Annotated in this window: 26 protein-coding genes; 1 reads left to right on the top strand and 25 read right to left on the bottom strand. The window is 61.1% G+C overall.

Translation table 11 applies throughout. The features are described from left to right. Window positions 1–79: 79 nt before the first annotated feature. Genes DW211_RS07205 through rpsP form a run of 8 tightly spaced genes read right to left on the bottom strand, consistent with a single transcriptional unit; the run spans window position 80 to window position 6,551 of the window. Window positions 80–955 carry a pyruvate, water dikinase regulatory protein gene (locus DW211_RS07205; protein WP_118260042.1) on the bottom strand — a complete coding sequence of 292 codons (876 nt, stop codon included), beginning with the start codon at window positions 953–955 and terminating at the stop codon, window positions 80–82. Window positions 956–989: 34 nt separating this feature from the next. Then, window positions 990–3,086: a glycine--tRNA ligase subunit beta gene (gene glyS / locus DW211_RS07210; protein WP_118260043.1), complete on the bottom strand. Its 2,097-nt coding sequence runs from the start codon at window positions 3,084–3,086 to the stop codon at window positions 990–992. A 3-nt stretch (window positions 3,087–3,089) separates the two neighbouring features. Further along, window positions 3,090–4,001, bottom strand: a complete 912-nt coding sequence (locus tag DW211_RS07215; RefSeq protein ID WP_006236091.1) for a glycine--tRNA ligase subunit alpha — start codon at window positions 3,999–4,001, stop codon at window positions 3,090–3,092. Window positions 4,002–4,060: 59 nt separating this feature from the next. Beyond that, complete coding sequence (gene lepB / locus DW211_RS07220; RefSeq protein WP_118260044.1) at window positions 4,061–4,624, bottom strand: signal peptidase I; 564 nt, start codon at window positions 4,622–4,624, stop codon at window positions 4,061–4,063. Between the two features lie 2 nt (window positions 4,625–4,626). Continuing rightward, entirely contained in the window at window positions 4,627–5,385 is a 759-nt protein-coding gene (gene trmD, locus DW211_RS07225) for a tRNA (guanosine(37)-N1)-methyltransferase TrmD (protein WP_006236088.1), read from the bottom strand. A 10-nt stretch (window positions 5,386–5,395) separates the two neighbouring features. Further along, window positions 5,396–5,917, bottom strand: coding sequence for a ribosome maturation factor RimM (rimM, locus tag DW211_RS07230; protein ID WP_118260046.1), 522 nt, complete (start codon window positions 5,915–5,917; stop codon window positions 5,396–5,398). Window positions 5,918–5,921: 4 nt separating this feature from the next. Continuing rightward, entirely contained in the window at window positions 5,922–6,167 is a 246-nt protein-coding gene (locus tag DW211_RS07235; protein WP_171021534.1) for a KH domain-containing protein, read from the bottom strand. Between the two features lie 42 nt (window positions 6,168–6,209). After that, complete coding sequence (rpsP, locus tag DW211_RS07240) at window positions 6,210–6,551, bottom strand: 30S ribosomal protein S16 (RefSeq protein WP_022094749.1); 342 nt, start codon at window positions 6,549–6,551, stop codon at window positions 6,210–6,212. Between the two features lie 201 nt (window positions 6,552–6,752). On the opposite strand from rpsP, the gene dinB reads away from it, so the two are divergent. Continuing rightward, a complete protein-coding gene (dinB, locus tag DW211_RS07245) occupies window positions 6,753–8,006 on the top strand; it encodes a DNA polymerase IV (protein WP_089573447.1) in 1,254 nt (417 codons plus the stop codon). Between the two features lie 98 nt (window positions 8,007–8,104). On the opposite strand, the gene rsfS is transcribed toward dinB, so the two are convergent. The 17 genes from rsfS to DW211_RS07330 all read right to left on the bottom strand — a co-directional run bounded on the left by rsfS (window position 8,105) and on the right by DW211_RS07330 (window position 25,003). Continuing rightward, on the bottom strand, window positions 8,105–8,560 hold the full coding sequence (rsfS, locus tag DW211_RS07250) for a ribosome silencing factor (RefSeq protein WP_006236081.1): 456 nt from the start codon (window positions 8,558–8,560) through the stop codon (window positions 8,105–8,107). Window positions 8,561–8,588: 28 nt separating this feature from the next. Next, the gene (gene yqeK / locus DW211_RS07255; RefSeq protein WP_199576729.1) at window positions 8,589–9,122 is read right to left on the bottom strand and encodes a bis(5'-nucleosyl)-tetraphosphatase (symmetrical) YqeK; all 534 of its coding nucleotides are present in this window, start codon (window positions 9,120–9,122) and stop codon (window positions 8,589–8,591) included. Between the two features lie 86 nt (window positions 9,123–9,208). Continuing rightward, complete coding sequence (gene nadD / locus DW211_RS07260; RefSeq protein WP_117637231.1) at window positions 9,209–9,886, bottom strand: nicotinate-nucleotide adenylyltransferase; 678 nt, start codon at window positions 9,884–9,886, stop codon at window positions 9,209–9,211. Window positions 9,887–9,889: 3 nt separating this feature from the next. Further along, window positions 9,890–11,356 (bottom strand): GTPase ObgE, encoded by a 1,467-nt coding sequence (gene obgE / locus DW211_RS07265; RefSeq protein WP_199576727.1) that lies wholly within the window; start codon window positions 11,354–11,356, stop codon window positions 9,890–9,892. An 84-nt stretch (window positions 11,357–11,440) separates the two neighbouring features. Further along, a complete protein-coding gene (rpmA, locus tag DW211_RS07270) occupies window positions 11,441–11,698 on the bottom strand; it encodes a 50S ribosomal protein L27 (RefSeq protein WP_006236075.1) in 258 nt (85 codons plus the stop codon). Window positions 11,699–11,731: 33 nt separating this feature from the next. Further along, a complete protein-coding gene (gene rplU / locus DW211_RS07275) occupies window positions 11,732–12,106 on the bottom strand; it encodes a 50S ribosomal protein L21 (RefSeq protein ID WP_035138585.1) in 375 nt (124 codons plus the stop codon). A gap of 67 nt (window positions 12,107–12,173) precedes the next feature. Further along, the gene (locus tag DW211_RS07280) at window positions 12,174–12,986 is read right to left on the bottom strand and encodes a TIGR03936 family radical SAM-associated protein (protein WP_118260050.1); all 813 of its coding nucleotides are present in this window, start codon (window positions 12,984–12,986) and stop codon (window positions 12,174–12,176) included. Next, window positions 12,983–14,860 (bottom strand): TIGR03960 family B12-binding radical SAM protein, encoded by a 1,878-nt coding sequence (locus tag DW211_RS07285; protein WP_118260052.1) that lies wholly within the window; start codon window positions 14,858–14,860, stop codon window positions 12,983–12,985. The genes DW211_RS07280 and DW211_RS07285 overlap by 4 nt, the downstream gene beginning before the upstream one ends. A gap of 10 nt (window positions 14,861–14,870) precedes the next feature. Next, window positions 14,871–15,800: a YcjF family protein gene (locus tag DW211_RS07290; protein WP_117800147.1), complete on the bottom strand. Its 930-nt coding sequence runs from the start codon at window positions 15,798–15,800 to the stop codon at window positions 14,871–14,873. An 18-nt stretch (window positions 15,801–15,818) separates the two neighbouring features. Next, a complete protein-coding gene (locus DW211_RS07295) occupies window positions 15,819–17,045 on the bottom strand; it encodes an FtsW/RodA/SpoVE family cell cycle protein (RefSeq protein WP_055249988.1) in 1,227 nt (408 codons plus the stop codon). A 9-nt stretch (window positions 17,046–17,054) separates the two neighbouring features. Beyond that, window positions 17,055–19,124, bottom strand: coding sequence for a penicillin-binding protein 2 (mrdA, locus tag DW211_RS07300; protein WP_118260053.1), 2,070 nt, complete (start codon window positions 19,122–19,124; stop codon window positions 17,055–17,057). Between the two features lie 13 nt (window positions 19,125–19,137). Beyond that, complete coding sequence (locus DW211_RS07305; protein ID WP_118260055.1) at window positions 19,138–19,704, bottom strand: hypothetical protein; 567 nt, start codon at window positions 19,702–19,704, stop codon at window positions 19,138–19,140. An 11-nt stretch (window positions 19,705–19,715) separates the two neighbouring features. Beyond that, window positions 19,716–20,657, bottom strand: coding sequence for a rod shape-determining protein MreC (mreC, locus tag DW211_RS07310; RefSeq protein ID WP_118260057.1), 942 nt, complete (start codon window positions 20,655–20,657; stop codon window positions 19,716–19,718). Window positions 20,658–20,735: 78 nt separating this feature from the next. Beyond that, window positions 20,736–21,767, bottom strand: coding sequence for a rod shape-determining protein (locus DW211_RS07315; RefSeq protein WP_006236061.1), 1,032 nt, complete (start codon window positions 21,765–21,767; stop codon window positions 20,736–20,738). Between the two features lie 127 nt (window positions 21,768–21,894). After that, window positions 21,895–23,199, bottom strand: a complete 1,305-nt coding sequence (locus DW211_RS07320; RefSeq protein WP_233540970.1) for a tetratricopeptide repeat protein — start codon at window positions 23,197–23,199, stop codon at window positions 21,895–21,897. Window positions 23,200–23,210: 11 nt separating this feature from the next. Then, window positions 23,211–23,753, bottom strand: a complete 543-nt coding sequence (locus DW211_RS07325; protein WP_118260059.1) for a peptidylprolyl isomerase — start codon at window positions 23,751–23,753, stop codon at window positions 23,211–23,213. 107 nt (window positions 23,754–23,860) lie between these two features. Next, a complete protein-coding gene (locus tag DW211_RS07330; RefSeq protein WP_158568507.1) occupies window positions 23,861–25,003 on the bottom strand; it encodes a zinc ribbon domain-containing protein in 1,143 nt (380 codons plus the stop codon). Between the last annotated feature and the right edge of the window lie 39 nt (window positions 25,004–25,042).

Consider the following 25,042-nt stretch of genomic DNA (forward strand, 5'->3'; position numbering starts at 1 on the left):
GATGATGGGGCGGAATGTCAATCCTGGTCTAACAGAGCCTTTTTTAATCCCCATCCCAGAAAAATCATCACAGAAAGGACTACTGCTGTTGAGCGCGGCGGGCGGCACGGCGGGCTCTTGCCTCTTGAATCTCTTCGAGGTGAGCAATGATCTCGGCAGCGCTTTCCTCGATGGCTTTGCCGTCGGTACGTACAACAAAGCAGCCTAAGCGCTTCATGAGGGCACGAGCTTCCTCAAGCTCGCTGCGCACGCTCTCAGGCTCGGCATAGGAGCCGGCAACGGCACGGGCGTAGTCATCGCCCAAGCGGCTATCGCGAATCTCAGAAATAACGTCGACGGTCGAAATCAGGCCGAACAGGTGCATCGGGTCAACCTCGTAAATCGACTTGGGCGGCTCCATGCCATGCGCCAGTGGGACATTGGCGACCTTGTAGCCCTGATAGGCTAAATACATCGACAGCGGCGTCTTGGATGTACGCGACACACCCAGCAGCACGATATCGGCACCCGACAGATCGTCGCAACCACGACCGTCATCGTGCTCAACGAAATACTCCATGGCCTCGATACGATGGAAATAGCGGTCATCGGTCTTGTGAATCACGCCCGCAACGCACTTGGGCGGCACACCGATGAGCGACGACAGCACGGCAAGCGTCGGGCCGATCAGGTCGACCGAACGGATATGCAGCATACCCAGGTAATCGAGCACGCGGGCGCGAAGCGCCGGATCGACAATGGTATGGAACACGGCGACATCGCGATGGTCGGCATCGACGCGCGGCCCCACAAATGACTTGACCTGCTCCACCGAGGTCACCTTGGGCAGGCGCAAAACGCGAAAAGCCCCTTCATCAAATTGCCCGGACGCCGCAAGCACCACCTCACAAGCGGTATCGCCGAGCGAGTCGGAGATAACGATAACGGTGGGACGAGCGGTGACCGGGCAATCCATGCGGGGCTCCTTTTGCGCTTATGCGCAGGCTGGCTTACTTTTTGCGGGCAAGCTCACCGATGTTGGCAATGCCGGAGAAAACGGCCTCGAAGCGGTTGAGCAGCTTAAGGCGATTATCGCGAAGCTGCTCGTCCTTGTCCATGACCATGACCTCATCGAAGAAACGGTCGATGGGCGCGCGCAGGGCGGCGAGGGCGGCAAATGCGGCCGGGTAGTCCTCGGCAGCAAGGGCGGCATCGACGGCGGTCTGAGCAGCCTCGGAGGCGTCGGCGAGCGCAAGCTCGACCTCGCCCATCAGGCTGCGGTCATACTCCGCACCCAGCTCGGGCTTGGAGATATGCGCGGCGCGGGCATAGGCGGTCGCCAGGTTGTCGAACGTCTCAGCGTCGTTCTTGCGGGCCTCGTCGAGGGCGGCGCAGCGGGCGAAGAAGACGGACGGGGCGATGATGTGCACCGCGGAGACGGCGGCGACGGTATCGGCCGGAATCTTTTCGTCGCGGGCCATGCTCACCAGGCGGCCATGGAAGAAGTCACGAACCTGCTGGGCGACCTCGGCGGCGTCGAACTCAATGCCCTGCTCACTGTAGAGTTCGAGGGCAAAATCGATGAGCGACGTGGGGTCGATCGGCAGACGGTCGCGCAGGATGTTGATAATGCCGATAGCGGCACGACGCAGCGCGTAGGGGTCGGAGGAGCCGGTCGGGGGCTCGCCGATGGCAAAGATACCGGCGATGGTATCGAGCTTGTCGGCGCAGGCCACGATGCAGCCAGCGGTGCCCTCGGGCAGCTCGTCACCGGCAAAACGGGGACGATAGTGATCGCGAATAGCATGGGCGACCTCGTCGTTCTCCCCCATCGCGGTCGCGTAATAACCGCCCATCACGCCCTGCTGGCTCGTGAACTCGACGACGGCGTTGGACACCAGGTCTGCCTTGCACAGGTGTGCGGCGCGAGCAGCGTCGGCGGCAAGATGGGCGCCCAGGTGAGCCTCGCGGGCGATAGCGAGCGCGAGCTGCTCGATGCGCTCGGACTTGGCGAGCACGCTACCGAGCTTCTCCTGGAAGGCAACCTTGGACAGACGCTCACGGAACTCGTCGAGGGAGATCTTCAGGTCCTCCTCGTAGAAGAACTTGGCGTCGTCCAGACGGGCGCGCACGACGCGCTCGTTGCCGTCGATCACGCGCTCGGCATTCTCGGGCTTGCTGTTGGAAACGACCACGAACTCACGCGTAAGCTTACCCTCGCCGTCATAGATCGGGAAGTAGCGCTGGTTGGTGAGCATGGACTCGCAGATGATCTCGTGCGGGACCTTGAGGAACTCCTCATCGAAGGTACCGACGAGCACCGTCGGCCACTCGCAGAGGTTGATGACCTCCTCAAAAACCTTCTTGGGCGTGTCGACATGGCAACCGGGGCGAGCAGCCTCGACCTCGGCGATACCGGCAAGGATGGCCTCGCGACGGCGCTCGGCGGAGAGCACACCAGCGTTCTCGAGTACCTGCTCGTAGACGGCGGGGCTGACGACCACGTGGTCACCGGGGCCAAGCACGCGATGGCCGCGCGTGGTGTTGCCACTCGTCACATCGGCAAACGACACGGGCACAACGTCCTCGCCCAGAAGGCAGCAGATCCAACGCACCGGACGAACAAATGTAGCGTGCTCGTGACCCCAGCGCTGAGAGCGGTAGTTGGGCCACTGCAGGCCGGCGATGGTCTTCTCGCACAGAGCGGTCAGAATCGGCGTAGCCGGTGCAGACGGAATGTTCTTCTCGGCGAACACATACTCGCGACCGTCAGTGTCCTCGCGACGGACCAGGTCCTCGGCAGCCACACCGCACTTGCGGGCGAAGCCTTGGGCGGCCTTGGTGGCGTTGCCGTCGGCATCAAAGGCAATGTTTGCCGCAGGGCCGCGCTTGACCTCGTGAACCTCATCGGTCGCGGTGGCGACGTTGGCCACGAGCGCGGCCAGACGACGCGGACTCGAGATCACGCGGACCTCGCCATGGGCCAGACCGGCCTCGTCGAGGCCCTTGGCGATCATGGTGCCAAGCTGCTTGACGGCATTGTTCAGCGGTGCGGAGGGCATTTCCTCCGTACCGATCTCAAACAGGAAATCCTTAGCGTCTGCCATGGCTTACGCCACCTCGCCTTCCTGGTCGGCATTCTCGTTGACTCCGGCGACCTCGGCCATATAGGCCTCGCAGCACGCCTTGGCGACGGCGCGGACGCGCAGGATGTAGTTGGCACGCTCGACCGCGGATAGTGCGCCGCGGGCATCGAGCAGGTTGAAGGCATGGCTGCACTTCATGACGCAGTCGTAAGCGGGCAGCGGCAGCTTGCGCTCAAGGCAGGAGTGGCACTCGGCCTCGTAGTCGTCAAACTTCTGACGCATCATCTCGACATTGGCGACCTCAAAGTTGTAGGCGCTAAACTCACGCTCGTTCTCCAGGAACACGTCGCCATAAGTCATCGGCGTGCCGTCGGGCAGATAGCTCCACACCAGGTCGTAGACGGAGTTGACGCCCTGGGCGTACATGGCGATACGCTCCAGGCCGTAGGTGATCTCGACGGGCACGGGGTCGACCTCGATGCCGCCCACCTGCTGGAAATACGTAAACTGCGTGACCTCCATGCCGTTGAGCCAGACCTCCCAGCCAAGGCCCCAGGCGCCCAGCGTCGGGCTCTCCCAGTCGTCCTCGACAAAACGGACGTCATGGTCGTTGGGGTCCAGGCCGATAGCGGCAAGAGACCCCAGGTAAAGCTCCTGGGCGTTAACCGGCGACGGCTTGATGAGCACCTGGAACTGATAGTAGTGCTGCATGCGGTTGGGGTTCTCGCCGTAGCGGCCGTCGGCAGGACGGCGGCAAGGCTGAGCGTAGCAGGTGCGCCACTCGGCGGGACCGAGCGAGCGCAGCGTGGTCGCGGTGTGGAAGGTACCGGCACCGACCTCGGAGTCATAAGGCTGCATAATAACACAGCCCTGCTCGCCCCAGTACTGCTGGAGGCGCAGGATGATGTCTTGGAAGGAAAGCGATGAAGCGTTCATGCCTCTAATATCCCCTCGTCGAAACGATTACACGGTTAGGTACTGTACTATAGCGGTTTTTAGTCGATAGTGCCGATGCGGTTGAGCGGCCAGTAGCGCACAAGCGCCACGGCGATCAAATCAGAGCGATCGACGGGGCCAAAGTAGCGCGAGTCGGCAGAGTTTTCGCGGTTGTCGCCCATCACCCACACGCACCCGTCGGGAACGGTGTAGGGATAGCTTACCTGAGCGCCGGGAGCTTGGGCCGAAAGCGGCCAGCTCATGCCGGTCGTATAGCCCTCGTCGAGCGCTTGACCGTCAACGACCACCTTGCCGTCCTGAAGGTCGACCGTCTGGCCGGCCGTGGCAATAACACGCTTGACGAGAACATCGTGCTCGGAGGTGCCATCGGGGTTGTGGAACACCACGATATCGCCTTGGCTGACGGGCTGGCCGAGCTCAAGGCTCACCTTTTGCGCCAGGATCTGGTCGCCGATCTCGATCGTGGACTCCATGGAGCCGGTGGGCACCACAAAGGGTTCAACCACAAAAGAGCGAATCAAGAAGGTAGCGACCAGTGCGATCGCGACGACCGCGATCCACTCAAACGCACCCTTTAGCACGGAATGCTGCGATGGAACCATTCTCACTCCTTGCTCTGCGAATACGACGCGTCCAGAATGTCCTGCGCGTATGCGCGCTCCTCGGGCGTAAGCCGCGCCGTCTCGATCAGGTCGGGACGCCAGCGGCAGGTGCGCTCGATGGCATTCTTACGGCGCCAGGCGTCAACCTTGGCATGGTCACCGCTCACGAGCACCGGCGGCACGCCCTCGCCGTTGAACTCGGCGGGACGGGTGTACTGCGCGTACTCGAGCAGGCCACCGTCCTCGGCAGTCGAGAACGACTCATCGACGTTGCTCATCTCGTCACCAAGGGCGCCGGGAATCAGACGCACGACGGCGTCGGCAACGACCATGGCGGGAAGCTCGCCGCCCGTAAGCACGTAGTCGCCGATCGACAGGCGCTCGTCGGCATACGCATACGCGCGCTCGTCGACGCCCTCGTAGCGGCTGCATACAAACAGTAGACGCTCGCTTTTGAGCAGGCGCTCGGCCACATGCTGCGTAAAGGGTTCGCCGCAGGGCGTAAAGAACACCACGGTGGGCTTGGGGCCCTCGGAGCTAATAGCCTCGATGGCCTCGGCGATGGGCTCGACCTTCATGAGCATGCCCTGCCCGCCGCCGTACGGCTCGTCATCGACGGTACGATGACGGTCGTGCGTCCAGTCACGCAGGTTGTAGGCCTTAAAATCAAAAAGGCCGGCCTTGCGGGCGCGGCCCAAGATCGATGTGGACATGACGGGCTCAAACATCTCGGGAAAGACCGAAAGGGTCTCGATCAGCATGTTGTCCTCCCTACTTGTCCATATCGATCAAACCGTCCATAACGTGGACGGAAATTGTCCCCTGATCGGGAAGATCGAGCACAACCTGCTCGATCACGGGAATCAGCGCCTCGCCGTACCGATCGCCCTCGACAACCCAAACATCGTTGGCGGGCGTCGACATGATCTCGACAATCGTGCCGAGCGAGCCAAAGCGCTCGTCAACCACCTCGCGACCCATCAGGTCGGTATAGGCGGCGTCGAGCGAATCGAGCTCAAAGTCGTCACGATTTGCCAGCACGTAGCATCCGGTGATGCCCTCGGCGGCCGTCAAGTCGTCAATGCCCTCAAACGAGACCAGATCGCCATCGCCCGTATCGGTGACGGATGTGACCGTGCAAAAACGGTCGCGCTTGAGCGCCGGTGGCGTCAAGGCGACGCGCATACCCGGCGTCAATACAGAAGGAAGCCCCCGCAGCGGCTGCGCGAGGACCTCCCCCTTCCTTCCGTGCGGCTTGACCACACGGGCGATGTTTTTGTACTGGGACCTCAAGGTCCTAGCCCAGAACCTCTACCTCGACTGCAGTGTCGAGGCGAGCGGCCAGTGCACGGGCGAGCGTGCGAATGGCCTTGATGGTACGGCCACGACGGCCGATGACCTTAGCGACGTCATCCTCGGCAACCGAAACCTCAATCGTGGAGGCGTCGTCACCGTCGATGACCTCAAGGCTCACGGAATCCGGGTCGTCGACGATCTGAACAACGAGATATTCGACGAGATCGGCGATGCGATCTGAGAGCATTGCCTCACCCTCGAGCTGTGCAGCGTCAACCTCAGGCACGATTTACTCCTCGGCGCCCTCAGCGGCCTCAGCGGCAGCCTTAGCGGCCTCGGCCTCTTTGGCGAGCTGCTTCTTGGACTTCTTGACGACGGTCTCGGTCTTCTCGCCCTCGTTGGCGGCCTTGACCAGAGCAGCGACAGCGTCGGTGAGCTGAGCGCCCTTGGACTGCCAGTCGGCGATCTTCTCGAGATCGAGGTTGATGGTCTTGGGGGCGGTCATCGGGTTGTAGCGGCCAACCTCCTCGATGATACGACCGTCACGCGGGGCGCGGGAATCGGCGACGACGACACGGTAGTACGGACGCTTCTTAGCGCCGTGACGAGCAAGGCGAATCTTGACTGCCAAAGGAAACTCCTCCAACCAAGCAGCTTTAGGCTGCAACTACAAACAAACAGTTGAACATAATACGCCATCGACGCGGGCAGGTGAAGTCCGTGAGACCAACTTCTTCGGTGTAGTCGAAGGCAAATCCATATCTTAGACAAGAATTCGCGATTTGCAAGCACATCCACGCACCCCACATGAGCTGCGCGGTATACTCATGCCATGAAAAGACGCGAACATACATACGGTTATGAAGATGCTGCGGGCGTCACGCCGCCGCCCTGGACGGGGCCGGCGGTGGGCCTCATGGATCTCGATGCGTTTTTTGCGAGCGTGGAAATGCTCGACCATCCCGAGTGGCGCGGCAAGCCACTCATCGTGGGTGGCGATGCCGATTCCCGCGGCGTTGTATCCACCTGCTCATACGAGGCGCGTCGCTTTGGCGTGCACTCCGCCATGCCCTCGGCCGAGGCACGGCGCCTCTGTCCGCAGGCCATTTGGACGCATGGGCACTTTGATCGCTACCGCGAGGTGAGCGCGCAGGTCATGGCGATTCTTGCCGAAGAGACGCCGCGCGTTGAGCGCGTATCCATCGACGAAGCCTTTATCGATATCACACCGGGTCGTTTTGCGCCCGAGGACCCGCTGCTGGTTGCACGGCGCATAAGCGACCGCGTGGCAGCGCTGGGAGTGACCTGTTCCATTGGCGTGGGCTGCAACAAGACGGTCGCAAAGATCGCAAGCGAGCGGGATAAGCCGTTTGGGCTGACCATCGTGCGCCCCGGAACCGAGCAGCGCTTTTTGGCCGCGCTGCCGGTATCTGCCATGAGCGGCATCGGGCGCTCGGCCGAGGAGCGACTGCGCCGCATGCGCATCTACACGCTCGGCGAGCTGTCACGCGCGCCGGAATCCACGCTAGCTGCAATTTTTGGCGTCAACGGCGAACGCATGCGCCAGCGTGCGCTGGGGCTCGAAATATCCGAAGTAACAAGCCTCGATGAGGAACGCGAGGTTAAATCCGTGAGCAATGAGCGCACCTTTGCGAAAGATTTGACTGAGCGTGGGGACATCGAAGCGGCGATTGCGCTGTTGGGAGAGTCGGTTGGACGCCGCCTGCGCCGTCAGGGACTGACGGGCGGCACGGTAACGCTCAAGCTTAAGTATTCGTATGGCAGCGGACGCACGGCGCAGCGGCGGCTTCCCCACCCCACCGACGACGAGAATATCTTTGTGGCGGTTGCGCTCGAACTGCTCGACAACATCTGGCAGGAAGGCATGCATGTTCGCTTAGCAGGCATCGGCATGAGCGACTTTGACCATCAAGGCGGCATCCAGACCGACCTGTTCTGCGAAGTCGACGACCGCGGAGCCCAATCAAGCGACCGTCGCGACCTCTCCGTCGCGATCGATGCCGTCCGAGACAAGTTCGGCGACACCGCCCTATCTTTCGGCCGCCAATCCCGCTTCGACGATTAACCGCCTTTGGGCAAAAAGAAAGCCGGGCAGGTGCGGAAAACCGCAACTGCCCGGCGAAATGCGCGAGGCTAGCTAAAAGCCCCATATTAAATGAGCCACTAGAGGAGGTCGAGGGGGAGCTGGGGGGCGTCACCCCAGAGCTTTTCTAGGCGGTAAAAGTCGCGGGCTTCGGGAGTGAAGACGTGGACGACAACCGAACCGTAGTCCATGAGCATCCAGGTCTTCTGCTCGCGGCCCTCGATGGAGAACGGATGCTCGCCGCAAGCCTCGGCAACCTTCTCCTCGATCTCGTCGACAATCGAATCGACCTGGCGGTTGTTGGTACCGGTGGCAAGCACAAAGTAGTCGCACACGTCGGAAAGCTCGGTCAGGTCGAGCACCTGCACGTCCTCGCCCTTCTTGTCGTAGGCGGCCTGCGCGGCGGCGCGGGCGACATCCTCGGCGGCGACACCGCTCGCGGACAGCGAGGCGGCGGTGCGGTCGGACGTGGCAACGAAACTCTTGTGCTCCACACCTTCAAGAATCTGCTCGTCAGTCATGGTCTCGTCGGCCATGGAATACCTCTTTCTAGACACACCCGAGCTAGCGCAGCTGGGCGTAATGGTTGTAAATCGTAATAGCCGTGGGATAAAGATAGCGCCCGGACTGGATCACATAGACCAGACCCTGCGCAAAACAGGAGAAGAACAACTCATCGAGCGAGAACTTCCCCACCATCTTGCGCAGCGCATGGGCATAGTCGCCGTGACGGTTGGGCTCGATGGCATCTGCCACAAAGACCACCATATCGAGCGGCGTCATGTCGCAGGCACCCACGGTGTGACGGTCGACAGCCTGGAAAACGGCCGGTGACAGCTCGGGAAAAAGCTGCGGAAGCTCATAGGCGGCAACAGGGCCATGCAAAAGCGGCGTCGCGGCGGAAGGAGAGCCGGCAACCTTGATGCCATAGTGAAGCGCGCGGGCCACGAGCTCGTCATCGGAAAGAACCTTGTCCCAGTCGTGAATTAAGCCGGCGGCAGCCGCATCAAAGCGGTCAACGCCGTAGACCTCGGCCAGATGAAGTGCGGTCTCGGCAACACCCAGCGAATGCACATAGCGCTTGCGCTTATCTTTCATGCGAACATCGAGCAGCTCTTGAATGCGCTTGAGCAGCGCGCGCTCATCGCCCTCAAACTGATCCTCTACCGACAACGTAGCCCCCATCACTCAAAATCTTCTTGGCCCAAATCGGCATATAGCCTGCGCTTGCGAATGTAGCCGAGCACGGACTCGCTCGTAAGATAGCGCACGCTCATGCCGCGGGCAACTCGCTTACGAATGTTCGTCGAGCTGATCGCCAGCGCCGGAATCTGAATATAGCGCACGTCGAACGGCAGCCCCGACTCTTTGATTCGGGCACGCGCCGTATCGATATCAAAGCCCGGTCGCGTCGCCGCAATAAAGGTAGCAAGCTCAGCGATTCGTTCGGCATCATGCCAGGTCACAATATCGATAATCGCATCGGCGCCCGTAATAAAGTAGAGCTTTACCTGCGGCGGGTAAAAATCGCGAAGGGCATGAAGCGTATCGGCCGTATAGGTTACACCCGGACGGTCAATCTCGAACCGGCTCGCCAAAAAGGCCGGGTTCGCGGCGGTGGCGAGGACCGTCATGGCATAACGGTCCTCGGCAGGCGTAACCGGCTTGTCAAGCTTAAAGGCGGGAGAGCCCGCCGGCATAAAGAGCACAGCGTCCAAGTCGAGCGACTCGCGCGCCTGCTCGGCAGTCACCAGGTGCCCGTAATGAATCGGGTCGAATGTGCCGCCCATAATGCCAAGCCGAAACTCCTTGCCCTCTTTTATGGGCAGCTCGGGCAAACCGATTCCACCGCGCAGCGACATGGCTTACTCGCCCTCCGAGGTCTCGGCATCGTCCGCGGCATCCGCCGCATCGATAGCCTCGACGCCCTCATCCGCAGCATCGGCCACGTCAATGGCCTCAACGGCAACGTCCTCGCCAGCGTCCTCGAGCTCCTCGTACTCCGAGAAGTCCTCAGCGCCCTCAAAGTCAAAGGCGCGCTGGCAAATGCGGACCTCGTCGCCCGCACGGCAACCGGCCTTCTCGAGCGCGTCGTCAACACCCATGCGCGCAAACTTGTGCTGCAGGTAGATGACGGCTTCCTCGTTTTCCCAGTCGGTCTGGATAACCATGCGCTCGATGGCGCGACCGGCCACGCGGAAGGCACCGGGCTCTTCCTGAACAATGCGGAAACGCTTCTCGCGCTGCAGGCGACGGCGCTCCCACTCCTCGTCGCGAAGATCGACCGGCTCATCGGAGACCGCCAGCTCGGCGCGCAGCTTAGCCACCTGCTCGCCCACGGCAAGCATCAGCGTGTTGAGGCCGGCGCCCGTCACGGCGGACACGGCAAAGAACATATGTCCATCGTCGAGCGCGGCGCGCTTAAGGTCGGCAATCTTGTCGGCCGTGCCCGGCGCATCGCACTTGTTGGCGACGACGATCTGCGGACGCTCCGAAAGCTCGGCGCCATACTGCTCGAGCTCACGGTTGATGATACGGTAATCCTCAACCGGGTCGCGATCCTCAAACCCGCCCGTCATGTCAACGACATGCATGATGAGCGCCGTGCGCTCAATGTGGCGCAGGAACTGATGGCCCAGGCCCTTGCCCTCGCTTGCGCCCTCGATCAAACCAGGAACGTCGGCAACGACGTAAGAATACTCACCGGCACGCACCATGCCGAGGTTCGGCACGAGCGTTGTAAACGGATAGTCGGCGATCTTGGGACGGGCGGCACTCATGCGCGCGATGAGCGAAGACTTACCCACCGAGGGAAAGCCCACGAGCGCAGCATCGGCCATAAGCTTCATCTCAAGCTCAATCCAATGCTCCTCGGCCGGTTCGCCCAGCTGAGCGAACGCGGGCGCGCGGCGCACCGACGTCACAAAGTGCGTGTTGCCCAGGCCACCGGCACCGCCGGGCGCCACGACAACGCGCTCGCCATCATGCACCAGATCGGCAATCTCGAACATCGGGGTCTGCGTCTCGGGGTCGAGCTCGCGCACCACGGTACCCATGGGAACCTTGAGAATAAGGTCCTCGCCGCTCTTACCGTTACGACGGGCACCCTGCCCGTGCGTGCCGCGTTCGGCGCGGAAGTGATGCTTAAAGCGGTAATCGATCAACGAAGACAGCTGAGCATCGGCCTGGATGACGACATTGCCGCCACGACCGCCGTCGCCGCCATCGGGGCCGCCCTTGGGGACAAATGCCTCGCGCCTAAACGACATGCATCCGGCTCCGCCGTCGCCGCCGCACACGTTAATGCGGCTGATATCGGTGAACTGTGACAACAGAATCGCCTCCTACAAAAAGAGGGAGACCCTTGAATCCTAAAACTCAAGTGCCTCCCACATATGTGCTCTATGAAGGGTGAATTACGCGTTCGCGAGCGGGCGTACGCTGACCCTGTGCTTGATACCCTTGTGGAACTCAACGGTACCGTCGACCAGCGCGAACAGCGTGTCGTCCTTGCCACGGCCAACGTTCTCACCCGGGTGGATGTGAGTGCCGTGCTGACGGACGAGAATCGTGCCCGTGGTTACCGTCTGGCCGGCATAGCGCTTCGTGCCAAGGCGCTGACCGCGGGAGTCACGGCCATTACGGGAGGAACCGAGTCCTTTTTTGTGTGCCATTGTGTATACCTACTCTTTCGTTACGAGTGTAATCTACTCGGCGACGGGAGCCTCGGCAACAGCCTCGGCCTCTGCCTTGACAGCCTTCTTGGCGCGGGACGTAGCCTGGACCTTCACGATCTTCAGCTTGGTGAGCTGCTGACGGTGACCCTTCAGACGACGATAGCGCTTGCGCTTGTGGAACTTGAAGACCAGCTGCTTCTCGCCCTTGAACTGCTCAACGATCTGAGCGGTAACCTTGGCCTTGGCCAGCTTGTCGGGATCGGTGACGATCTTCTTACCATCGTTGAGGAAGATGACCGGCAGGGTGACCTTGTCGCCCTCATTGCCCTCGATCTTCTCGACGGTGATGACATCGTCGGTGGCGACCTTGTACTGCTTGCCGCCCGTGTTAACGATTGCGTACATGTTTACTTGCCCTTCATGCATCAGTTAGTGCAACAGTCGAATATAGTAGCAGGCGAAAATACCCCCGTCAACGAGTATGTGGAGCAAATCCACAAGTTCGCACAGGTATGGGGCTGACGAGTCGGCCCTCGTTGTCCTCGCATGCTTGATTCTGACGCTCGACATCGTAGGAGCAGATGGTCACGAGGTCTTGCATACCGGTGGAAACAATAGGTGCATCCACGCCCGGGGTCAAGCCCTGCAACAAAACATCAGCAGCAGAAAGCAAAATTTCCGGACGCATGGAGCCCTCGTTGTCGGCATGGGTGTCGAGCATGAGCACCAAATGGTCCGGGCGCTCCCCCGCCGTGAGCTCATAGCCCACGAGCGTGTGATCCAAATCCAAGCGCTTGCTCTTTTTGCCGCGCGCGTAGTCGATGCCATGGTCCGCGCGCAGCGTGTCGATCGCACGACGCACCTCGTCGGCGCTTACGGGCGCCTCGGGATCCAAGTGCAGGTCGATGCGATACGACAGACGCGTGAGTTGCGCCGTCAACGCCGGCGTGCGCACGTCGATATACGCCGCCTCGATGGGCGCCAGATCGGCCGGAGACGCCGCAGCCAGGCGCCCAAACGCCTCGTCGAGCGCCACGAACTCGGTCATAAACAGGTCATACCACTCGCAGATCGACGACGTACCCACCGGTAGCGCCGAAGAGAAGCCCACTCGCATGTGCGGAGAGAAGCCCTGCGTGACGGCATAGGGAAGTCCCGCACGGCGCACGATGCGCTCAATGGTATGGATTACTTCGAGATGGCCCAGGTACTTAAGGCGATCGCGCTTGCCATAGCGAACACGAAGTCTAAAGAGCGTGGGGTTGTCGGTCAGGCGCTCACTCATGCGCGATCACCCATCAATACATTCTTGGCGTGGAGCGTGGGGCAGATTCCGCAGCCGGTGCACGACGTGCGGGTGCAGTCGGGAGTCGTGACACCCTCGAGCGAGCGACGGTACTCGCGCTCGAGGAAGCCGCGCGTGCAACCGGGGCTCACATGCTCCCACGGCAGACGCCAGTCCAACTCGTAGGGCAGGTGCACGAGCTCATTGAGGTCGATGCCGTTTTTGGCAGCAGCCTCCTTCCAGTTATCGAGCGAGAAATGCTCTACCCAGGCGTCAAAGCGAGACCCCGAGCGCCAAGCATCGATGATGACGGGCGTCATGTCACGACCGGCGCGGGAGAGCGCGGCCTCGACGAGCGAGGTCTCGGCATCGTGGTAATGCACGCGTACGGCGCGATTGCGCACGCTCGTGATGAGCAGCTTTTGGCGACGCTTGACGTCGTCATAGTCGAGCTGCGGGCACCATTGGAACGGCGTTGCCGCCTTGGGAATAAACACCGAAACTGAGATGGACACCGAGATGGAACCGCGACGCGCCTTGGGCACCACGGAACGGCCAAGCTCCAGCACGTGATCGGCCAGGTTGGCGATGGCCACGATATCCTCGTCGCGCTCACCGGGAAGACCCATCATAAAATAGAGCTTCATGCGGTTCCAGCCTGCCTCGAAGGCCGCCTTGGCCGCGCGGTCCAGGTCCTCCTCCGTCACGTTCTTGTTGATGATATCGCGCATGCGCTGGCTACCGGCCTCGGGGGCAAACGTCAGGCCGCCCTTCTTTTCACCGGCGACCGACTCGGCCATATCCACGCCAAACGAATCCAGGCGCTGCGAGGGAATGGATACGCGAATGCCCGTATCTTCCAGACGGCGGTTAAGGCGACCGAGCACATCGCGGATGCAGGAGTGATCGGTGGTCGAAAGCGAGGTAAGCGACACCTCGTCATAGCCGGTCTTTTCCAGACCCTGAATCACCGAGGACACGATCTGATCAGCCGAGCGCTCGCGCACCGGGCGATACGTCATGCCAGCCTGGCAAAAACGACAGCCGCGAGCGCAGCCGCGCAGGATCTCGATAGACAGGCGATCGTGGACGAGCTGTGCGTAGGGCACGCACGACTGCGACAACGGATTGGTAGCGCCAAAGTCCTCGACGACGCGCTTGTAGACCACCGGCGGCACGTCCTTACCCTCGCGCGGCACGATATAGCCGTGGGGCGAACAAGGCTCGTCGTGGCGCACCTCGTACAAGGACGGCACATAGGTACCGGCGACCGTCGCGAGCTGCTCGACAATCTGGACGCGCGGGACGCCCTCGTCACGCAGGCGGCGATGCAGCTGACAGATCTCGAGCAGCGACTCCTCACCCTCGCCGATGAGGATGGCATCGAAGAAGGCCGCGTACGGCTCGGGGTTGTACACCGAGGGGCCGCCGGCGATGATGATGGGGTCGTCTTCACCTCGGTCGGCCGCTAACAGCGGAATGCCAGCGAGATCGAGTGCCTCAAGGAAGTTCGTCACCGCCATCTCGTGCGGCACATGCAGGCCGACGATATCAAACGAAGCGACCGGCGCTGCACCCTCGAGCGAGAGCAGCGGAATGCCTGCCTCGCGCATAGCGTCACCCATATCGGGCCACGGCACATAGCCACGCTCGCAGGAGATGCCCTCGGCCTGGTTAAGGATGTTGTAGAGGATGGCGATACCCTGGTTGGGCAGACCAACCTCGTACACATCCGGGTAGATCAGGCAGCAACGGTAGTCGGCATCGGCCTTGGAAAGTGTGCCCCACTCGTGATCGATATAGCGACTCGGCTTTTCGACCTTGGCGAGCAGCGGCTCAATTAAATGAAAACAGTCTTGATACGGAACGCGCAACGGAAAACCCCTAAGCAGCGAGATCGGACGCGTCTTGGTAGGACGCCATAGGACGGGTAGCGCCCGCGACCGTGGTCACCAGATCGCGAACGCGGGAGAACGTGGCAGTGACCACCTCGTTGGCACGGCTGTAGTCGACATCGCGCTCGTAGAGCGAAACGAGCGCACGGCCCATGCCATAGGTGCCCGCGGCAGCAGTGAGCGCCTTGACGGCAAACCCAATATGCGGCGTCTGCTTGACGAGCGCGCGGGTGACCGCGCGGATCACAAGACCGCCGACAAGCACGCCCGCGACCTCGTAGCCGCGCTCAGGCTTAATGCCGCGTCCAAAGACGGCAGCGAGCTCAAAGAGCATGCCCACCTGCGCCAGCGCCATAACGGGATAATCGGCGCCCGGCAAAAACACCAGCGCACCGGTCGCCATATTGGTGAGCGCGCACGAGGTGATGATACGATTGGCCGCCGCGATGCGCATGAAGGCAAAGTTCGCCGCAAAAGCCGTTTCCTTTTCGGTGCGATCGAGAATCCAGCGGGCAAGCGTCTCGAGCAGATACGTCTTATCGGTTGCCGCTACCACGCCGAGCACAGGCGTGGACTCCTCGATAAACGGCACCTCCACAGCAGACTCGGCAAGCACGCACACGGGGGCGCCGGCGATCACGAGCTCCTGCACGGCACTCTCCAAGCGGTCGGAGCCGCACGAGAGCACCAGCACCACATCGGTATCGGTCTTTGGAGCAATTCGCTCCTCCCCCAGACGCTCGACGCGCACAATGCCCGAGGTCGTCTGCGGTACAAAGGCGTCACGCACCGTCTCGGCCAGAAAGCGCGAGGCGGACGAATCCAAATAGACCGAGACGCGCACCGGCGTATCGGAATCCTTCTTAACGGACGCGCCCATCTTAAAAGCGCGGGTCAGCTTATCTACGGGAATTTTCATAGCAAACCCCTCCAGCGGTTACGCGGCGCCCGAACGATGCCGCCATATGGATTGTACGATACCCACCGTCAGCAGCTGAATCATCATCGAAGACGAACCGAAGCTAATAAACGGTAGCGGAATACCGGTAATCGGCATCATGCCGATGCACATGCCGATGTTTTCGAAGGTCTGGAACGCCCACATGCCAACGATGCCCACACACGATAGGCGCAAGAACAGCGACTCACACTTAAAGGCGACGCGAATCGTCGAAAAGATCAGCAGCACGTAGAGGCACAGGAGCAAAAAGGAACCGCAAAAGCCAAAGGTCTCGGACAGGAAGGCGAAGACGAAGTCGGTGTGGAACTCGGGCAGAAAGCCGCCGGCCGACTGCGTCGCATGGCCCAAACCCTTACCAAAGAAGCCGCCCGAGCCAACGGCGATAAGCGACTGCTGCAGGTTGTAGGCATCGTCCGAATCGGCATTATCGGGGTCGATAAAGACCGTCAGGCGGTTCATCTGATACTGCTTGATGAGCACATCGTGGCCGAGCAACGAATCAAAGACCGAATCGAGCGCCAGGACGAGGGCCACCAGGCCCACAAGCAGGGCCAGGGTCGACAGCACCCATTCGCGGCGCGCACCGCTCATGCAGATGACGATGGCGCCCGAGACCAGCACGACCAGGCCCGAGCCCAGGTCGCCCATGGCAACGACGGCCAAAAACGGGATGGACAGCATGCCGCAGAGCTTGACGTAGTCGCGAACGGTATCGATGCGGCCGTTATACTGCGAGCCAAGCGTGGCGATAAAGAAGATGGTGATGAGCTTGGCAAGCTCAACCGGCTGGAATGTCAAGCCGATACCGGGAATCTTGATCCAGCCCGTCATGCCCAGACCGCCCGTATAGGACAGGCCCGGAATCTTGGGCGAGAAGATCACGATCAGGTCGATGACGAGCAGCGCCGTCGAGAAGTTAGAGATGCCGCGCAGATCGGTACGCCAGACGAGCACCGCAAGCACCGCGCCAATGCCAATGCCCAGCAGGTGGCGCGAGAATGAGGCGTCGGCCTTAAACTGTGACGCCGACCAAATAATGATGGCGCCATAGGCAACGAGCGCGACGGTAGCCAGCAGCACACCGATATGCACCTTTTGGCGAAACGTACCGCGCGAGGCCGAAAGTTGCTTGTTGACGCGGTCCAGGCTGCTGCGAGAGCCGGTCTTGGTTGAACGGAACAGATCCGCCGGAGAAAAATCCATCGCAACCTCCTATCGAACCGAAGAATCGCCCGAGGCCGAAGAGGTATCGGGCTCGTCATAAATCGCGCCGAGCACGTCGCGCACGACATGCATCGCGGTATCTGAGCCACCGCCGCCCTGCTCCAGGACAGTAGCGATGACATACTTGGGATCATCGGCCGGCGCATAGGCGCAGAACCACGCGTATTCGTCCTCGCCGCTTTTCTCGCCCGTGCCCGACTTGCCGTATACCTGCGGCGTCAGGGTGCCAAAGTGAGCCGCCAGGGACGTCGATGCCGTGTAAATCACGTCGTGCATGCCGTTGCGAACAAGAGCCAAATCCGAATCGCTGTTGATCTTGGCCTCCAGGCGCTTCTTCTTGCCCTTGCCGTTGTACTTATAGGCATCGCCGTCGCCATCGCGCGACACGGCAGACAAAAACACGTGAGGCACGTACTGTTTGCCGCCGTTGGCAAGGCCCATGTAGGCGCATGCCATCTGCAGAGGCGTCACCAAAATGTCGCCCTGGCCGATGGCGATGTTGGTCATATCGCCGGCATTCCACTTGCGGTCTTCGGCAGAGGCGTCGGTAAAGTACGACTCTTTCCACTCGGCATCGGGAATACGGCCCGCGCCCTCACTCGGCAGATCGATACCGCAGGTCTTGCCTAGGCCCCAGCGACGAAAGACCTCCTGCAGCCCCTCGGAATGTTGCTCGTCATAAAAGAACGCCTTGCCCATGTCGTAGAAGACGGGGTCGCACGAGTTGGCGATACCCGACTGCAGCGTCATGGTGCCGTGGCCAGACGTCAACCAGCAGCGCTTGCCCCAAGCCTTGCCCAAGCCCGTCCAATAGCCCGTGCAGTTGGTTGTCTGTGTTGAAGTGTAGGTTCCAAACTCAAGACCGGCCAGTGCCGAGAGCGGCTTGATGGTCGAGGCCGACATGTACTGTCCGCTAATGGCGCGGTTGAGCAGCGGGTGCGAACCCTTGTCATCATTGAGCTCGGTCCACACGTCATTTGAGACGCCGCCGATAAAGACGGAAGGATCGAACTTGGGCTCGCTCGCCATGCCCAGGATCTCGCCATTGTTGGGATCGAGACACACCACAGCGCCGTTGCCGGCATTGCTGTAGCCAGTGGTCTTGGCAAGCTCGATGGCGCTCGCCAGCGCCGTCTCACAGGCCTGTTGGATCTTAAGGTCGAGCGTGAGCTTAATGTCGGAGCCGGCCTTGGCGGGCACGGCGCCGGCCTGACCGGTCACATTGCCCGAGGCATCGACCTTGACGGTCTGCTCGCCACGAATACCCTGCAGCAGGTTTTCGTAGTAGCTCTCAACACCCGCCTGGCCCACGATATCGCCCGACTGGTACGTAATCCGGCCAGCAGAAGCATCATCATCGCCAGAGGTTTTCTTATTCTGGGCCTCGAGCTGCTCGGAGGTAATGGTGCCGGTATAGCCCAAGATATGGCATGCCGTCTCGCCATATGGATACTGGCGCTCGGTACGCTCGGCAATCTTGACGCCCGGGAACTCGCCGGCGTGCTCCTGAATATAGGCAACCGTGGAGCGACGGACGTCCGTCGCGATGGTATGCAGGCTCTGAGCACCCTCGGAATTGTCCTGAATATTGCGCAGAACCGCCACGTAGGGCATACCGAGCACGTTGGCAAGATGGCGAACCAGAACCTCATCCTCGGCAAGGTCGCGGTAGGCCACGACAGCAAGTGAGGGACGGTTCTGGACAAGTGCCACGCCATTGCGGTCGAGGATGCGGCCGCGCACAGCGGGTGTGGTAACGGTGCGCGTCTGATTGCTATTAGCCTGCTTTTCGTAATAGTCCGACGAGACCATCTGCATGCCCCACAGCTTAACGGCAAGCGCCGCAAACATCGCGCCCACACCCGTGGTGAGGATGGAAAAGCGGCCCTTAAAGGCGGTCGCCGCGGTATTGCCCTCGCCCTCGGTGGCGCGCGGGGCCGTTCCATGCTGCGTATCGTAGGTAAATCGGGAATCGCCACGACGCATGATGACCAGCGCGACCACGATGGCCACGACCAACACGATACCGGCGATAATAACCGTCAACTGGGAAGACATCTACGGGCCTCCCCTATTTGAGCTTGCGAGTCTTGGGCTTAAAGCGCATACCCGTCTGGCGTCCGCCACGTGCGGAGAATCCATAGCCGGACTGCGGCACGACGCCGGACATCAAAAACGGAATGGCAACCAGACCCGTCAGGATCGAAGACGGCAGCGCATGACCGAAGATCGCCACGACAAAGCTCGTCTCCAAACCCATAAACAGCAAGATGATGCTGTAGATCACATTAATGACGAGCGCAAAGGCGCCCACAGTGATGCCGCGCGCACTCGGGGTACCGCTCGTTTGACCGGCAGCGCTGTGCACCAGGGCAAAAGAACCCACGGTCAGCAGGAGCGACATAACTCCCACCGGCACGGCAGCGGACAGGTCATAAAACAAGCCGCTGCAAAAACCGCACACGACGGCACGGGTCGGGTCGCCCGAGAACACGCTTAGGCACACCAGGATAATCATGAAGTTGACGCGACCGCCCGCAATGGAGATCTGCGGTGCCAGGCCTGCCTGCAGCAGCACGCACACGATGGCGGCGATTACAAACGTGCGGGAGCTCATCCCCTGCTCGTGTAGATCCATGGACATGCCCCCTATTCGCTCGAGCCGGAATCGGTCGTCTCGGACGTGTCGGAACCGTCATCCGAGCTCTCGTCCTTCGTCTTGGTCGCAGCATCGCGCGACGTTCCCTGCGGCGTGCTATTAGCGGTGCTCACGTCCTCATCCGAGGCCGACTGTTCGTCGGTCAGCGAGGTGATGACCAGCACTTCCTCGTTGTTCTCGGCCGTCGTCTGGGCGCGTACCACAATGGTGTAGTACACGTCGTTTGCCGATTTCTCAACCGACGAGACGGTGCCGAGCGGAAGGCCCTTGGGGAACACACCGCCAATGCCCGAGGTCACGATGATGTCGCCAACCTTAACGTCGGAGTCGACGCTCACGTACTCAAGACGCAGCGTGCCGTCAGCCTGACCCTGCAGCATGCCCTGGGCGCGCGTGTCCTGCACCATAGCGGACACGCCCGAGTTCTCATCGCCGATCAGACGCACGGTGGACGTCTTGGCCGAGACTTCGATAATCTGTCCGATAACACCAGCCGAACTCGTCACAGGCATGTTGATGGTAAGCCCGTCGGCAGAACCTTTATCGATGGTAACGGTCGAGGTCCAGGCATCGCCCGAAGCGCCGACGATACGAGCTGCAGTGGACTTGAGGTTGTAGGTCGACTGCAGACCGACCAGACCCTCCAGTCGCTCGGCGGTCTTTTGAGCCTCGGAGAGCTCGGCAACCTTGGAGGTCAGCTCCTCATTTTGCTTCTTAAGCTCGTCAAGCGTGTCCTGTGACGCCGTAAGGTTAGAGAACACGTTACCGATCGCATTGAAGGGAGCCGCCACAGTCGAGCCCAGAAAACGCACCGGCGAGGTAATCGTCGTCATGCCCGAACGAACGGCATGAATCGGCCCCGTCTCGCCCTCACGAATATAAAACGTGAGCAGCAACACCGAAATCAGGCTGAAAACAATCAACGGGCGCATACCCGTTGATTGTCGCTTGGTATTCAGATTTGTGGAGAAACCCGAAGATCGTGCCAAATGGAATCCACCTTTTGGAAATTAAGCATTGGTCTGGACGAAGCCGCCATCAAACGCATTGGCCTCGAGCACGCGGGCACAGCCGTTAACAACGTTATCGAGCGCCGTGGGGCTGACGTTGACCGAAACGCCGGTCTCATCGCGCAGGCGCACGTCGAGACCGCGCAGCAGCGCGCCGCCACCGGTCAGCAAAATGCCGTAGTACATAAGGTCCGAGGCAAGATCGGGAGGCGTAGCGTCGAGTGCGTCCTTGACGGCCTTGGCCATCTCGTCGAGCGGCTTGTTGAGCGCGCGACGAATCTCCTCGCTCTCGATGCGCACGGTCTTGGGCAGACCGGTAATCACGTCGCGGCCGTTGACCTCGACGTCGAGCTCATCCTTGAGCGGCACGGCGGAGCCGACCTTGATCTTGATGTCCTCTGCCGTACGCTCGCCGATGGCCAGGTTGTAGGCATCACGAACGTGCGTGAGGATGGCCTGATCGAACTCGTCGCCGGCAATACGGATGGACTGCGAGACGACGATGCCGCCCATAGCGATAACGGCAACCTCGGTGGTACCGCCACCGATGTCGATGACCATGGAGCCGGTGGGTTCCTCGACGGGCAGGTCGGCGCCGATGGCAGCCGCCATGGGCTCTTCGATCAGATAGGCCTGGCGGGCACCGGCCTGGATCGTGGCCTCAAAGACAGCGCGCTTCTCGACCGACGTGACACCGGAGGGAACGCAGACGACAACACGCGGACGTGGAGTCCACGGATAGCGCTTCTCGGACGCCTTGTCGATAAAGTAGCGAAGCATGGCCTCGGTAACATCGAAGTCGGCGATGACGCCGTCCTTCAGGGGACGAACGGCCACGATGTTGCCGGGCGTACGGCCGAGCATGCGCTTTGCCTCGATACCGACCGCCAAGATGCGCTCGTCGTTCTTGTCGATGGCGACAACAGAGGGCTCGCGAATGACGATGCCCTTGCCGCGCACGGAGACAAGCGTATTGGCGGTGCCGAGGTCGATGGCAAGATCGCCCGCATAGCTACCGAAGAACATATCCATCAAAGAAAACAACGCAACTCCTGATGTGTTGGATGATTGCTGGAAAACTACTAGCTCATCATACTAGCGCAAGCCCGGCACCTCACTTGCGGTGAAGCGCCGGGCAAAGCTAAATCCCATAAGGTCACTACTGGTTGTCAGCAGCCGAGAAATCCATATCAAGCGAAGAAACGGCCCAGCCGATATGGTTGTCGGAGCGCACGAATTTGACGGTGTACTCCTGCTCGCCGCCCTTGGACAGCGATGCCCTCACCTTGGCGGTCGTCTCGGTCATGGACTGATCCATGCCCTCGACGGACACGGTGGCACCCTGCGGAATCGAGGAGATGATCATCGACTTAGCGTCCTCGGACAGGCTCGAGGCCAGGCAAGACTCGGCCTTTGCGGCGTCACCGTCGCCGGCAGCCTGGAACAGATCGGTAACGACAGACTCCTGAGACGGGAAGCCAAAGCCGCGCGTGTAGGCAAAGCCCAGACCGCCCGCGGCGATCAAAATGAGCAGAAGCAGCACGATGAAGACTTTAAGACCCGTGTGGCGATGGCGACGACGGACCTTGGCCTGCTTACGATCCTGACGGTCCTGCTGGACCATCTCGGACTCGGACAGCGTAAAGAAGCCGGTGTCCGAGGGATCGGGCATAAACTGACCGGTCGCGCCGGTAGGATCGAGCGGATCGACGGCAGAAGCGTCCATCGCGGGCGCCGGAGCCGTGGCCATGGCCGTCTGGGCAGACAGCGCGGCAAGCGAATCGTGCACGCGGGCAAGCTCGTCGGCCTGCTCGGAGGTGAGCTGGTAGATGCCATCGGCAGTAGCGGCGTTAAAGGCGTCGAGTGCGTCGGAGGGACGGCCGGCGGCAGAAAGCGCCTGACCCATGCCGGCGTTGAGCGCACGCGTGTCGTCGCGGGGGCCGGCAAAGTCGATAGCCGTGCGGTAGGTCTCCACGGCATCCGCCGGACGGCCGAGCTTAATGAAGCAACGACCGAGCTCGCCGAGTGCGGCGGCAGGAGCCGGATTGGCGCCGTCGATGGCAGCCTGACGGAAGGCGGTTCCTGCGTTGGCATAGTCGCCCGACTGGAACAGCGCATTGCCCAGGCCCAGATAGGCCTTGAACGGCGTGGCATAGGAAGCATCCTGCGTAGCAGCAGAGAACGCCTGAGCGGCCGTCGTGTAGTCGCCCACGGCGGCAAGCGCCTTGCCGCGGTTGGTGAGCAGCGCGCCGCGCTTGCCGTAGGTGCCGTCGTTGAGGGCGGCGGCATAGGCCTCGGCGGCCTCGGCATACATGCCCAGGTGCATCAAGGCGTTGCCACGAAGGTGATCTGCCTCGCCCATAATCTCATCGGGAGTCTTTGCCGCCCCAAGCATCTGGGCTGCAGCGGAAAAATCACCCGCGCGGTAAGCGGCGCGGCCCTGTTGGATCAGCTGGCTATTCAAGGAAGTCCCCTTTACTCGTGAACGATCTCGATATGGACGATCTCGTCGCCGGCACGCAGCTGCGAAATCACATCGAGACCCTCGACCGTGGTACCAAAGACGGTGTAACCGGAATCGAGGTTATGCTGGGCACCCAGGCAGAAGTAGAACTGCGAACCCGCGGAATCAGGATCCATGGAGCGCGCCATGGCAAGGGCGCCATCGACATGGCTGTTGCGCGGATTAGTGGCAAACTCGCCCTTGATGCAGTAGCCGGGGCCACCAGTACCGGGCATGCCGTCGGGGCCCTCAAGGCCGGCAGCGACGTCGGCGCCGGACATGTCGCGGGTATTGGGGTCGCCGCCCTGGATGACAAAACCGGGCACATAGCGATGGAACTTAAGGCCATCATAGAAGCCCATCGTTGAAAGCTCGCAGAAGTTCGCGACATGAATGGGAGCGCCCTCGCCGTCAAACTTGACCTTGATGGTACCCTTCGACGTCTCGATTACGGCGCACTCGTCGCCGGCAAGCTGATACTCGGGCGTGTAGAGCTCTTTCTTAAAACCAAACATGTGGTTCCTTCCTCGTGCGTTTAAAGCATATTTGTACGAATTGTAGCAATAAGCACAGGCTTACATCAATTGCGCACGTAGGTTATGCCGACTATGGCGAACTAATTTTAGGAACGCTGCTGCGGCCTCCAGGAGCCCACATTGGCGTCGTACTGATTCAGCGCGCTGTTGCCGCCCTGTGCGATGGGCGCCAGGATCTCGCTTTGGTGGGAACTCATCGACTCGCCATCGGGAATGGCCAGCGAGATATCCCAGCTCTGGCAGATCACGTCAACGCGCTCATACATCCACTCGGCAAGCTGCTTTAAGTGGGCGATGTCATCCGCATAGACCGTATCGTCCTGTACTTTCAGGTTGTTAAGCTCATCTTGCGTCTTTTTGATCTGGTCGCGCAGGGCGTAGGCACCCTGCGACAGCTCCTGACGGGTGGACAGCGGCGTTCGGAGATAGCCGTTGTTAAAGGAATCGATGACCTCGCCGATCTGGTCCTCGTCAGCGTAGGACACGATGGTCTGATACAGACCGTCGAGCCTGGTATAGAGCTGATCATCGGTGAGCACGGTTTCTTCCTGGACCACCTCGGCAGAATCGTCCTGCTTGGTATCGTCCTCAGTGGCCTCGCCCTTTTGGCGCGTGGGGAAGGTGGTCTGTGCAGCTTGGCCAAACTGGTCGTAGAAGCCGGGCATGACACCCATGGGATCGGTCGTCACGAACCAATAGGCACCGCCGCAAACGACGGCAAGGACCGCGATGACGCCGAGCGGCTTGGGGATATGACGCTTATGCTTGTGATAGGCGTCCTCGTCGGGGTGCACCTTGCGCTTGGGTTTTTGAGCATCGTCATGCAGGGAAACGGGCGTGGGAATATCGACCTTGGGGATACCGAAATCCTTATCGAAAGCCGGCAGCACGCAGGTCTCATTGGGGTCGGCGGCGTCCGAAAGCACCGCAGCGGCAGAGGCCGGCGCATGCGGCACCTCGGTATCGATCTGCTCTTGCGTTAGGCGCGGAAAGCCCGCCGTGCGGCCCGCTGCCAGGTCGGATGCTGCCGCGTCCTCGGAGAGGATACCCGGAGCGGGGCGTCCACATTTGGGGCACGTACGATCATGCGGAGAAAGACGGGCACCGCAGCCCTCACAGAACACAAACTCGGTGTGCTCGGGACCATCGCCCGGACCCACATAGGCGTTGCAGTAGGGGCAGAACGAGGCGCCGTCCTCGATAGTCTTAAGGCAATGCGGGCAGATCACGGCATCCTCTTTTCGAAGCAATTCAAACAATCGAGGTTA

It is taken from the genome of Collinsella sp. AM18-10 (assembly GCF_003471585.1).
Classification (GTDB): Bacteria; Actinomycetota; Coriobacteriia; order Coriobacteriales; family Coriobacteriaceae; genus Collinsella.